Origin of the sequence: Mesorhizobium sp. M7A.T.Ca.US.000.02.2.1 (assembly GCF_003996995.1) — a bacterium.
Taxonomy (GTDB): domain Bacteria; phylum Pseudomonadota; class Alphaproteobacteria; order Rhizobiales; family Rhizobiaceae; genus Mesorhizobium.
This window is the reverse complement of record NZ_RZTT01000144.1, coordinates 1-13,200: the sequence shown is the minus strand read 5'-3', so window position 1 is coordinate 13,200 and position 13,200 is coordinate 1. Positions and strand designations below refer to the sequence as shown.

The window sequence follows — 13,200 nt, the reverse complement described above, 5'->3', positions numbered from 1 at the left end:
CTTTTCGGGATTCCGGCTTTTGGCCGGGATCCGGCTTCAGGCAAAGGCATCTCGCTCCCATGGCGCGCATCGTGATGAAATTCGGCGGAACCTCGGTCGCCGACATCGCCCGCATCCGCAACGTGGCGCGTCACGTCAAACGCGAGGTCGACGCCGGCCATGAGGTGGCGGTGGTCGTTTCGGCGATGGCCGGGAAAACCAATGAACTGGTCGGGTGGACGCGTGAGGCCTCGCCGATGCATGACGCACGCGAATATGATGCGGTCGTCGCTTCCGGCGAGCAGGTCACGGCCGGCCTTCTGGCCATCACCTTGCAGAACATGGGCGTGCACGCCCGCTCCTGGCAGGGCTGGCAGATCCCGATCAAGACCGACAATGCGCATGGAGCGGCGCGCATCCTCGATATCGACGGCGCGTTCCTGATCAAGCGCTTCGGCGAGGGCCAGGTGGCGGTGATCGCCGGGTTCCAGGGCATCGGCCCGGACAATCGTATCGCCACGCTCGGCCGCGGCGGCTCCGACACCAGTGCCGTCGCCATCGCCGCGGCGGTCAAGGCTGATCGCTGCGACATCTACACCGACGTCGACGGGGTCTACACCACCGATCCGCGCATCGAGCCCAAGGCGCGGCGGCTGGCCAAGATATCGTTCGAGGAAATGCTTGAAATGGCTTCGCTCGGCGCCAAGGTTCTGCAGGTGCGTTCGGTCGAGCTTGCCATGGTGCACAGGGTGCGTACCTTCGTGCGGTCGTCCTTCGACGATCCCGACGCGCCCGGAATGGGGGATTTGCTCAATCCGCCCGGAACGCTCATTTGCGACGAGGAAGAGATCGTGGAACAGCAGGTCGTCACCGGAATTGCCTACGCCAAGGATGAAGCGCAGATTTCGCTGCGCCGGGTCGGCGACCGGCCGGGCGTTGCCGCCGGCATCTTCGGGCCGCTGGCCGAGGCCAACATCAATGTCGACATGATCGTCCAGAACATTTCCGAGGATGGCAAGTTCACCGACATGACCTTCACCGTGCCGTCGGGCGATGTCGACAAGGCGCTGGCCGTGCTTGAACGCCTCAAGGCGTCGATCGGCTACGATGTCGTGCAGTCGGAAGCCGGCATGTCGAAGGTTTCGGTCATCGGCATCGGCATGAGGAGCCATGCCGGCGTCGCCGCCACCGCTTTCAAGGCGCTGGCCGACAAATCGATCAACATCCGCGCCATCACGACCTCCGAGATCAAGATTTCGATCCTGATCGACGGTCCGTATACGGAACTTGCGGTTCGTACTTTGCATTCCGTCTACGGTCTGGATAAGCAGTAGCGAGAACGATTTGAGTTGTTGCGTGTGCGCCGGTCGCGGTGGAAACTGCGGCGGGCAGAATGCCCATTGGAGAAGAAGCCGCGATGCGTGATCAGGCCAGTGGCCCGCGCGTTTTGCTCAAACGGCTCCGCGAGCTCATGCAGGAGCCGCTGGAGCCGCAGGAGCGGCTTGACCGGATCGTGCGCGACATCGCCTCCAACATGGTCGCGGAAGTCTGCTCGCTCTATGTGCTGCGCGCCGATTCGGTGCTCGAACTCTACGCTACCGAAGGTCTGAACCCGAACGCCGTCCATTTGGCGCAGTTGCGGCTGGGCCAAGGCCTGGTCGGCACGATTGCCGCCAGCGCGCGGCCGCTCAACCTGTCCAATGCGCAGGAACACCCTGCCTTTGCCTATCTGCCGGAGACCGGGGAAGAGATCTACAACTCGTTCCTCGGCGTGCCGGTGCTGCGGGCAGGGCGCACGCTGGGCGTGCTGGTGGTGCAGAACAAAACCATGCGCCACTACCGCGACGACGAGGTCGAGGCGCTGGAAACCACGGCGATGGTGATCGCCGAGATGATCGCCACCGGCGATCTGGCGCGGCTGACCCGGCCCGGCCTCGAACTCGATCTGCGCCGCCCTGTTAGCTTCACCGGCCTGTCCTTCAATGAGGGCGTCGGGCTTGGCCATGTCGTGCTGCACGAGCCGCGCATCGTGGTCACCAATCTGTTCAACGAAGACAGCGAGGAAGAGGTCCGCCGGCTCGAGACCTCACTCAGCTCGCTCAGGCTGTCCATCGACGACATGCTGGAGCGCCGCGACGTCGCCTTCGAAGGCGAGCATCGCCAGGTGCTGGAAGCCTATCGCATGTTCGCCAACGATCGCGGCTGGGTGCGGCGGCTGGAAGAGGCCATCCGCAACGGCCTGACGGCCGAAGCGGCGGTGGAAAAGGTGCAGAGCGACATGCGCGCCCGCATGCTGCACATGACCGATCCCTATCTGCGCGAGCGGATGAGCGATTTCGACGACCTCGCCAACCGCCTGCTGCGCCAGCTGATGGGGCGCGGGCCGGAAGATGTCGCCGCATCCTTGCCGAAGGACGCCATCATCGTTGCCCGTTCGATGGGGGCCGCCGAGCTGCTCGACTATCCCAGGGACAAGATGCGCGGGCTGGTGCTCGAGGATGGTGCCGCGACCAGCCACGTCGTCATTGTCGCGCGCGCCATGGGCATTCCCGTCGCCGGACAGATGAAGGGCGCCGTCTCCATGGCGGAAAACGGCGACGCCATCATCGTCGACGGCGAAGAGGGCGTGATCCATTTGCGGCCGCAGCCCGATCTCGAAGCCGCCTATGCCGAAAAGGTGCGTTTCAGGGCGCGCCGGCAAGAGGTCTACCGCGAACTGCGCAAGAAGCCGTCGACGACCAGGGACGGTGTCCAGGTCGACCTGTTGATGAATGCCGGTCTCGCCGTCGACCTGCCGCAGCTTGCCGAAGCGGGTGCGGCCGGTATCGGCCTGTTCCGCACCGAACTTCAATTCATGGTCGCCTCGACATTTCCTCGGGCCGAAGCCCAGGAAAAGCTGTACCGCGACGTGCTCGAAGCGGCGCGCGGCAAGCCGGTCACTTTCCGCACCATCGACATTGGCGGCGACAAGGTGCTGCCCTATTTCAAGGGTGCGATCCAGGAAGAGAACCCGGCGCTTGGCTGGCGGGCGATTCGCCTGACGCTTGACCGGCCGGGGTTGTTGCGCACCCAGATCCGCGCTTTGCTCAAGGCCAGCGGCGGCCGCGAATTGAAGCTGATGCTGCCGATGGTGACCGAGCTGGGCGAGATCGCCCAGGCACGCGAGATCATCGATCGCGAGGTGCGGCATTTGTCGCGCTTTGCCCATCATTTGCCGACCAGCCTGAAGCTGGGCGCGATGTTGGAAGTTCCGTCGCTATTGTTCCAGCTCGATGAATTGATGAAGGCGGTCGATTTCGTCTCGGTCGGTTCGAACGACCTGTTCCAGTTCGTCATGGCCGTCGACCGTGGCAACACGCAATTGGCAAACCGCTTCGACACGCTGTCGGCGCCGTTCCTGCGTGTGCTCAAGCAGATCGCCGATGCCGGCGTCCGCAACAATACGCCGGTGACGCTGTGCGGCGAACTCGCCGGCAAGCCGATCTCGGCGATGGCGCTGATCGGCCTCGGTTTCCGTTCGATCTCGATGTCGCCGGCCTCGATCGGTCCGGTCAAGGCGATGCTGACGGAACTGCCGCTGGACGAGTTGAAGGCGTTTTTCGACGACAATCTGATGGCTCCGGCACAGGGCTTGCCGATGCGGGCGCTGCTGCAGGCCTTTGCCGACGACCGTTCGATCCCATTGTAGCAGCCTCATCATGGTCAATTTGCCCCGCGATCGTATGGATCAAGTCGTCAAGCGTTTCGAGATGCTCGAAGCGCAGATGTCGGCTGGTCCGGCGCCGGATGCCTATGTGCGCATGGCGTCCGAATATGCCGAAATCCAGGATATGGTCGCCAAGGTCAGGGCACTGCGCCTGGCCGAGCGTGAACAGGCCGATCTGGAAGCCATGCTTGCCGACAAGGGCACCGATGCCGAGATGCGGGCGCTCGCCGAGGCCGAGCTGCCGGAGATCGAGGAGCGCATCGAGGCGTTGCAGAAGGATATCCAGATCCTGCTGTTGCCCAGGGATGCCGCCGACGACAAGAACGCCATTCTCGAAATCCGCGCCGGCACCGGCGGTGACGAGGCCGCGCTGTTCGCCGGCGACCTGTTTCGCATGTATGAGCGCTACGCCGCCGAACGCGGCTGGCGTTTCGAAACCGCCTCGGCCAGCGATGGCGACGCCGGCGGCTTCAAGGAAATCATCGCCACCGTGTCGGGCAAAGGCGTCTTTGCGCATCTGAAATTCGAATCCGGCGTGCACCGCGTGCAGCGTGTGCCGGCAACGGAGGCCAGCGGGCGCATTCACACCTCGGCCGCAACCGTCGCGGTGCTGCCCGAAGCCGAAGAGGTCGACATCGACATCAGGGCCGAAGACATCCGCATCGACACGATGCGCGCCTCGGGTTCGGGCGGCCAGCACGTCAACACCACCGATTCGGCCGTCCGCATCACCCATCTGCCGACTGGCATCATGGTCGTGCAGGCGGAGAAATCGCAGCATCAGAACCGCGCCAAGGCCATGCAGATCCTGCGTGCCCGGCTCTATGATCTGGAGCGCGGCAAGGCCGACGAGGAGCGTTCCGAATCGCGCAAGTCGCAGGTCGGTTCCGGTGACCGCTCGGAGCGCATCCGAACCTATAATTTCCCGCAAGGCCGCGTCACCGACCATCGCATCAATTTGACGCTCTACAAGCTCGACCGGGTGATGATGGGCGAACTCGACGAGATCATCAACGCGCTGATTGCCGATCACCAGTCGAAATTGCTCGCCGACATCGGCATCGATGACTGACCTGCCCGACGCACTCGGCCCGCTGTTGCGGGAAGCGCGGGCCCGGCTTGGCACCACTGTCGACGACCCGGCGCTCGATGCGCGGCTGATCGTCGAGCATTTTTCGGGCACGACGCGCACGCAAGCCATTGCGGACCCTGAACGCAGGCTCGGCGCCGGCATTGTTGCCGAAATCGATGCCGCCCTGAGACGCCGCGCTGGCGGCGAACCGGTGCATCGCATCCTCGGCTATCGTGAATTCTACGGTTTGCGCCTGTCGCTGTCGCCGGAAACGCTGGAGCCGCGGCCGGATACCGAAACGCTGGTCGAGGCGATATTGCCCTTCGTCAAGGCAGTTGCGGCGCGGGAAGGCAGGTGTCGCATCCTCGATCTTGGCACCGGCACCGGCGCCATTGCGCTGGCGCTGCTCAGCGTCGTGCCGACGGCTAACGCCACGGGCGTCGATCTGTCCGCAGGTGCGCTGGCGACGGCGGCCAGTAATGCCGGGAAACTGGGTCTTGCAGACCGGTTCACGGCGCTGCAGTCGGACTGGTTCGAAAAAGTTTTCGGCCGGTACCATGTAATCGCCGCAAACCCTCCCTATATAACCACCGAAGACATTGGAAATCTGCAGGACGAAGTCCGCAATTTCGACCCGCGCCTGGCCCTGGATGGCGGCGCGGACGGTCTGAACCCCTACAGAACCATCGCTGCGGAAGCGGCAAGGTTTTTGGAAACTGAAGGCAGGATTGCGGTCGAGATCGGCCATACGCAACGCAACGAGGTCTGCGAGATATTCGCTGCAGCCGGCTACGTGTCGGGCGGTGCTTTTCGTGACCTCGGCGGAAACGACAGGGTTATTGTCTTTGAAAGGATAAAGCCTTGACGCAGTGCAAAAAAGCGCTTGGCAATGCCGGGGAATGCGGCTAGGGTCGCCTTAACCGGATGAGACGAAGCAGGCAGTGCTCTTAGCGATTCGGTTTTCCTTGGAAATAGCTGCCTTCTTGCGCAAACGATGCCCAAGCTTCGTGCGGGAATCGTCCGGCAAGTGATGTAACCGGAACAGGATGGCACGTGGCGCCAACGCAATCGATGCGGGCGAACGCCGGTGAAGAGACGAAACGGCTGGCTGCATGAGCGCCTCCGTTCGTGAAGAGTTTTTCGAAAATTTCAAAATGAAGAGAGTTTGATGAGGCCACAACAGCAGAACAGGCGCATGCGCGGTCGCAATAATAATGGCGGCGGCGGTGGTAACAATAACAACAACAATAACAACAACAACCGCAAGGGGCCTAATCCCCTGACGCGCAACTACGAGAGCAATGGCCCGGATGTGAAGATCCGCGGTTCGGCTCAGCAGATCGCCGAAAAGTACGCCACCCTTGCCCGCGATTCTCACAGCTCCGGCGACCGGGTCATGGCGGAGAACTATCTCCAGCACGCCGAGCACTACAATCGCATCATCGCGGCCGCACAGGCGCAGATGCCGATCCAGAACGCGCAGCAGAATCGCGATGATTTCGACGATGACGGCGACGAGGACCGCGACGATTTCGACAATGGCGGCAACAACAGCAACACTGTTTCCGATCCCCAGATCCCCGTGATCAACCATGGCGCCGGCCCGCAGCCGGTCATCGAAGGGACGCCGGCCGAGGTTGCGCTCAACCGGGAAGGTGGCCGCGAGGCCCGTGATAATAATGGCGGGCGCAACAATGGTGGCCGCGACAACAATGGCGGGCGCCATCGCGATCGTCGCCCCAATGGCGGTTACGGCCAGAACGGCCAGCGCGACTATGCATCGTCCGCCGAGCAAGCTGGCCAGCCCCAGCGCAACGAGGCTCCGAGCGAGGCCGAAGCCGCCGCGCCGACCGAATCCGTTGCTGCGGCCGAACCGGCTCCGTCGTTCGAGAATCTTTCGCCGGCAGGCCTTGCGGCCCAGGCCGAACTCAACGAGGCGGCCGCCGAAAGCGGTGCTGCCCGTCGTCCGAGGCGGCCGCGCCGCCCGCGCGTCAACGCCGATCAGGTTGATGGCGGTAGTGACAATGCCAATTCCGTGGCCAACGCCGGCGAGGCGGCTGCGGCCCCGGTCGACAGCGGCAACGCCCAACCGGTCAATGTCGATATCGACAACTGATCGAACGGCATTTCAAGGCATTGAACGGCGGAGAGAAATCTCCGCCGTTCGTTTGCGCGGCCGTGCAATATTATGAAGTTGCCGATATCGAGTCGTCTTGAGGGTTCGGAGCTTGTGCACCATATCAGCCTCAACTGGACCCGGCTCGAATGGGCGGGTCCGTCACCGCAATCGGATCCGGTGCCGCAAAGCGGGCCGGTGATGGAAGGAGACAGATATGAACCTTGAGAAATACTCAGAGCGCGTGCGCGGTTTTATCCAGTCCGCGCAGACTATGGCGCTTTCCCGCAACCATCAGCAATTCACCCCTGAGCATATCCTGAAAGTGCTCGTCGACGACGATGAGGGCCTGGCCGCGTCGCTGATCGAACGCGCCGGCGGCAACGTTCGCGACGTCAAGCTTGGCGTCGAGACGGCGCTCGAAGCGATGCCCAAGGTCGAGGGCGGCAATGGCCAGCTCTATCTGGCCCAGCCGCTGGCAAAAGCGTTTTCGACCGCCGAGGAACTGGCCAAGAAAGCCGGCGACAGCTTTGTCACGGTGGAGCGGCTCTTGCAGGCGCTGGCCATGGAGAAGTCGGCCAAGACCGCCGACATACTGGCCAAGGCCGGCGTCACCCCGCAGGCGCTCAACCAGGTCATCAATGACGTCCGCAAGGGCCGCACCGCCGATTCGGCGAGTGCCGAACAGGGCTACGACGCGCTGAAGAAATACGCGCGCGACCTGACTGCGGATGCCCGTGCCGGCAAGCTGGACCCCGTGATCGGCCGTGACGACGAGATCCGCCGCACCATTCAGGTGCTGTCGCGCCGCACCAAGAACAATCCGGTGCTGATCGGCGAACCGGGCGTCGGCAAGACGGCGATCGCCGAAGGCCTGGCGCTGCGCATCGTCAATGGCGACGTGCCGGAATCGCTGAAGGATAAGCAATTGATGGCGCTCGACATGGGCGCGCTGATTGCCGGCGCCAAATATCGCGGCGAGTTCGAGGAGCGGCTGAAGGCCGTGCTCTCCGAAGTCACCTCGGCCAGCGGCAACATCATCCTGTTCATCGATGAGATGCACACCCTGGTCGGTGCCGGCAAGGCGGATGGCGCCATGGATGCGTCGAACCTTCTGAAGCCGGCGCTGGCGCGCGGCGAGCTGCACTGCGTCGGCGCCACCACGCTTGATGAGTATCGCAAGCATGTCGAGAAGGATGCAGCGCTTGCCCGCCGCTTCCAGCCGGTGTTCGTCGACGAGCCGACGGTGGAAGACACCGTCTCGATCCTGCGCGGCCTGAAGGAGAAGTACGAGCAGCACCACAAGGTGCGCATTTCGGATTCGGCGCTGGTGGCGGCGGCGACGCTGTCCAACCGCTACATCGCCGATCGCTTCCTGCCGGACAAGGCGATCGATCTGGTCGACGAAGCCGCATCGCGGCTGCGCATGCAGGTCGATTCCAAGCCCGAGGCGCTGGACGAGATCGATCGCCGCATCATGCAGCTCAAGATCGAACGCGAGGCGCTCAAGGTCGAGACGGACGACGCCTCGAAGGATCGGCTTGCCCGCCTGGAAAAGGAACTCGTCGGCCTCGAGGAGGAATCGACCGAGATCACCGCCAAATGGCAGGCCGAGAAGCAGAAGCTCGGGCTGGCCGCCGATCTGAAGAAGCAGCTTGACGAGGCGCGCAACGAGCTCGCCATTGCGCAGCGCAAGGGTGAATTCCAGCGCGCCGGCGAGCTTGCCTATGGCAAGATCCCGGAACTGGAAAAGAAGCTGAAGGAGGCCGAAACCCAGGACGGCAAGGCTGGCATGGTCGAAGAGGTGGTCACGCCGGATCACGTGGCCCATATCGTCTCGCGCTGGACCGGCATTCCGGTCGACAAGATGCTGCAGGGCGAGCGCGACAAGCTGCTGCGCATGGAAGACGAGATCGGCAAGCGTGTCGTCGGCCAGGGCGAGGCGGTGCAGGCTGTTTCCAAAGCGGTGCGGCGCGCTCGCGCGGGCCTGCAGGACCCGAACCGGCCGATCGGCTCGTTCATGTTCCTCGGGCCGACGGGCGTCGGCAAGACCGAACTGACCAAGGCGCTTGCAAGCTTCCTGTTCGACGACGAGGGCGCGATGGTGCGCATCGACATGTCGGAGTTCATGGAAAAGCACTCGGTCGCCCGGCTGATCGGCGCACCTCCCGGCTATGTCGGCTATGAGGAAGGCGGCGCGTTGACCGAAGCGGTGCGGCGCCGGCCCTATCAGGTCGTGCTGTTCGACGAAATCGAGAAGGCGCATCCCGATGTGTTCAACGTGCTGTTGCAGGTGCTCGATGACGGCCGCCTGACCGACGGGCAGGGCCGCACGGTCGACTTCCGCAACACGCTGATCATCATGACGTCGAACCTGGGCGCCGAATATCTCGTCAATCTCACCGAGGATCAGGACGTCGATCTGGTTCGCGACGAGGTGATGGGTGTCGTCAGGGCGTCGTTCCGGCCGGAGTTCCTCAATCGCGTCGACGAGGTGATCCTGTTCCACCGGCTGCGCCGGCAGGATATGGGCCGCATCGTCGAGATCCAGCTCAAGCGGCTGGAGAGCCTGCTTGTCGACCGCAAGATCACGCTGTCGCTGGACCAGGAGGCGGTCGACTGGCTGGCGGCCAAGGGCTACGATCCGGCCTATGGCGCGCGGCCGCTGAAGCGGGTGATGCAGAAGGAATTGCAGGACCCGCTGGCGGAGAAGATCCTGCTCGGCGACATCCTCGACGGCTCGACCGTCAAGGTGACAGCCGGTTCCGACCGGCTGAACTTCCGCTCGAAGCCGGCGATCGTCGCGGCGGAAGTGGCAGCCTGATCCTACGCCGCGCGTCCTTCCCGGACGCGCGGCGTTTTAGGTCTTTGTCATATGCATGTCGTTTTCCCAAAACCGGGGCCAGTTTTGGCCGACGTGCGCAAAAAAAGGGGGCGGGATGACGCTGGACGACTACAACGGCTTCTGCGCCTCGCTGCCCGCGACGAGTCACGTTGTCCAATGGGGCGGCGCCCATGTCTGGAAGGTCGGAAACAAGGTCTTCGCGGTTGGCGGCTGGGATCAGGGCCAGCAGCTCTTCGTCACCTTCAAATGTTCCGATATCGCCTATGATGTGCTCAAGGAGCAGCCGGGCCTGCGGCCCGCGCCCTATCTTGCCTCGCGCGGCATGACATGGATCCAGCGTCGGACAAGCCAGAGCATGGATGATGCTGCGCTGAAGGACTATCTGCGCGAGAGCCATCGCCTTGTAGCCCTGAAACTGACCAGACAGGCGCGCAAGGAATTGGGACTTGCCGCAAGCTAGTCTATATTCCTCGAGGCGCTGGAAAACCGCCATCTTCATGCCCGGTTCATGTTGGAACCATATGGTGGGTAACTGGTTTGCTGACGAGGGGCTTCGCCAGAGAACAATGCCGGGCGGCGGCAATTACGGACCGGAGAGTTTCGCCACTATGCTGCGTACGATCTTCACCCTTTCGGTACTTGCCGGCGGGCTTTTGTCTGCCAATGCAATCGCAGCCCCGACGCAGGACAGCGCACCACCGATTGTCCGTGCCGCCGATACCGGTGGCATCCTTATCGCCCAGGACGGCAATCTCGACATCTACTACGACGCCAGGGGCAACCGCGTGATCGTCGATGCCGATACCGGCAAGGTCATCGCCATCCAGCCGCCGCAGACCCGGCTCGACCGCCGCGCCTTGCGCCGCGAGACACGACTGCGCGAACTGGGCCGCGCCCCCGACGGCGACGACCGCTACTATCTCGACGATCCGGAAGACATGGCGCGGTTCCGCCGCCAGCAGTTGGAAGAGGAAGGCCGCGTTATCCCGCCGCCGGCGGACGAGTACGATCCCTATGGGGACAATGCCGTCGAAGCCTATCCGCCGGCACCGCAGGACGATGGCAGCTACGATGACAATTATCCCGACGCGCCGCAGCCGGCAAAGCCGGGTACTATCAAGCGCCAGCCGCTGAACGAGGCCTCGATAGACCCTGCCCAGCCGGCGACGTCAGCCGATCAGGCAGCACTGCCGCCAAAGGCTGAGGGCAAGACCACTGTTGCCCCGGCACTTTCGCTGGGAGCGCGCCAGGATGTCGCCGCCCTTCAGGTGCTGCTCGACCGGGGTGGCGCTTCGCCTGGCGTCATCGACGGGCGTTTCGGTTCGAATGTCGACAAGGCGCTCGCCGCCTACAACCAGATCACCGGCGCCAATATGCGATCGACCGACGCGGTCGCCATCCAGGCGGCACTTGCGCAATCCGGCGGCGATGCCTTCGCCAACTACACGATCACAGCGGAGGATGCGGCCGGTCCCTATGTCGCGTCGATCCCGGAAGACTACAGCCAGAAGGCGCAACTCGATCGCATGGGTTATACGTCGGTGACCGAGGCGCTCGCAGAGCGCTTCCACATGGATGAGAATTATCTCAAAGCGCTCAACCCGGACGTCGATTTCAATCGTCCCGGCACGACCATCAAGGTCGCCAATTTCGGCAAACTGGTTTCGACGCCGGTGGCCCGCATCGTCGCCGACAAGGACAAGAAAGAGGTTTTCGCCTATGATGCCGGCGGCAGGCTGGTCGCGGCCTATCCCGCAACCATCGGCTCTTCGGACACGCCGTCACCCTCCGGCATTCACACGGTGTCGCGCGTCGCGCTCGATCCGAACTACACCTACAATCCCAGCATCAATTTCAAGCAGGGCCAGAACGACAAGGTCCTGACCATTCCGCCTGGGCCGAACGGTCCCGTCGGCTCGGTCTGGATCGCCCTGGACAAGCCGACCTATGGCATCCACGGCACGCCGGATCCGTCGAAGATCGGCAAAACCGAAAGCCATGGCTGCGTACGCCTGACCAACTGGGATGCGCGGGAGTTGGCCAAGCTGGTTTCGCCGGGTGTCACGGTGGAGTTTGTCGGCGGACCTTCAGCCGATAACCTTGCGCAGCAGTGAACTGGGAAGTGCGGCGGCATAGACCAGCTGCATGATCAGGATGAAGCCGAGCTTTCAAGCGGCCGCCTCATCGAAATCCCCGCCGGCTGCACGTAACGGGGCTGGCATGACTGTGCCATTTGCACCCTGTCAGGGTGCAACCCTGGCCAAACGGCTGGTTTCAATGACTGCAAGCCACTGGCCGGTTGTTGCCGATGCGCCAGGGGTTTAAGCAAGGTTTCATGCATTCACCGAGCAAAGCTGCCGCGGTCCCGCTGACCAGCCCGGTCACGCATGGAACGTTTTGTCCGCAGTCGCAGCGGCGATTTGTGCTGATCGCGGCAATTCTGGCCTCGGCGCTTGGCTTCATAGACGGCTCGATCCTGGCCATCGCCACACCGGCGATTCGCGTCAACCTGGGCGCCAGCCTTGCCGAGGCGCAGTGGATTTCCAATGCCTATGCATTGACGCTGTCGGCGCTGATCCTGGCCGGGGGTGCCGCCGGCGACCGATTCGGTCTGCGCCGCGCCTTCGTGGCCGGCATTGCGCTGTTCATCGTCGCTTCGCTGGCCTGTGCGCTGGCGCCGAATGCCATTGTGCTGATCGCATTTCGCGCATTGCAGGGCATCGGTGCGGCAATCATGGTGCCCGGCAGCCTCGCCATCATCGCCAAGGCCTACCCGAAGAAAGAACGCGGCCGCGCGATTGGGATCTGGGCGGCGGCTTCAGCGCTGACCACGGCACTTGGCCCGGTGTTCGGCGGTTTCGTGCTGTCGGCCTTCGGCGACGGCATCTGGCGGGCGATCTTCGCCGTCAACCTGCCGCTGGGCTTGATCTCTATCTGGCTTCTGCTGGCCAAGGTTCCTGCCGATACGCCGACGGAGAAACGCAGCCTGGATCTCGGTGGTGCAGCGCTCGCGACATTGGCCTTCGGCGCGCTTGCCTATGGGCTGACCTCGATGAGCGCCAGCGGCGAGGGCCTCATGGCAGGGCCGAGCATTGCCGCAGGCGTTGTATTGCTGGCTGTCTTCATCGTCTTCGAGCTTCGGCAGCGCGAGCCTATGATCGACCTCAGCCTGTTTCGCGTCGGTGCTTTCGCCGGCGCCAATGTGGCGACATTCTTCCTCTATTTTGCGCTATCGGCCAACCTTTTCTATCTGCCGATGCTGCTGATCGCCGGCTGGGATCTGAGCACGGCCGAGGTCGGCTTCATCTTCCTGCCCTTGTCGGCATTGATCGCGCTTTTGTCGGGACCGGTCGGCAAGCTTTCGGACCGGATCGGACCCCGTTTTCCGATCGCCTGCGGCAGCTTGGTCGTGGCTTTCGCGTTTGCCGGGCTGGCCTTGCTCACCTACGCCGGTATCCACAATTTCTGGATCGGAATATTCC

At 63.3% G+C, this 13,200-nt stretch carries 9 protein-coding genes; all 9 read left to right on the top strand.

Annotation, left to right across the window (positions count from 1 at the left end):
* Positions 1–59 precede the first annotated feature (59 nt).
* Entirely contained in the window at positions 60–1,313 is a 1,254-nt protein-coding gene (locus tag EOD15_RS15645) for an aspartate kinase (RefSeq protein ID WP_013529459.1), read from the top strand.
* Between the two features lie 83 nt (positions 1,314–1,396).
* On the top strand, positions 1,397–3,667 hold the full coding sequence (ptsP, locus tag EOD15_RS15640; RefSeq protein ID WP_027038177.1) for a phosphoenolpyruvate--protein phosphotransferase: 2,271 nt from the start codon (positions 1,397–1,399) through the stop codon (positions 3,665–3,667).
* Positions 3,668–3,677: 10 nt separating this feature from the next.
* On the top strand, positions 3,678–4,757 hold the full coding sequence (gene prfA, locus EOD15_RS15635; protein ID WP_127266723.1) for a peptide chain release factor 1: 1,080 nt from the start codon (positions 3,678–3,680) through the stop codon (positions 4,755–4,757).
* Positions 4,750–5,622: a peptide chain release factor N(5)-glutamine methyltransferase gene (prmC, locus tag EOD15_RS15630; protein ID WP_127321357.1), complete on the top strand. Its 873-nt coding sequence runs from the start codon at positions 4,750–4,752 to the stop codon at positions 5,620–5,622. The genes prfA and prmC overlap by 8 nt, the downstream gene beginning before the upstream one ends.
* A 303-nt stretch (positions 5,623–5,925) precedes the next feature.
* Positions 5,926–6,873, top strand: a complete 948-nt coding sequence (locus EOD15_RS15625; protein ID WP_127321356.1) for a DUF4167 domain-containing protein — start codon at positions 5,926–5,928, stop codon at positions 6,871–6,873.
* A 217-nt stretch (positions 6,874–7,090) separates the two neighbouring features.
* The gene (gene clpB / locus EOD15_RS15620) at positions 7,091–9,697 is read left to right on the top strand and encodes an ATP-dependent chaperone ClpB (RefSeq protein ID WP_127408614.1); all 2,607 of its coding nucleotides are present in this window, start codon (positions 7,091–7,093) and stop codon (positions 9,695–9,697) included.
* Positions 9,698–9,812: 115 nt separating this feature from the next.
* Entirely contained in the window at positions 9,813–10,178 is a 366-nt protein-coding gene (locus tag EOD15_RS15615; protein WP_127322773.1) for an MmcQ/YjbR family DNA-binding protein, read from the top strand.
* Positions 10,179–10,326: 148 nt separating this feature from the next.
* Positions 10,327–11,832, top strand: coding sequence for a L,D-transpeptidase family protein (locus EOD15_RS15610; RefSeq protein WP_127322775.1), 1,506 nt, complete (start codon positions 10,327–10,329; stop codon positions 11,830–11,832).
* Between the two features lie 221 nt (positions 11,833–12,053).
* A partial coding sequence (locus tag EOD15_RS15605; protein ID WP_127408613.1) for an MFS transporter occupies positions 12,054–13,200 on the top strand: 1,147 nt, incomplete at its 3' end.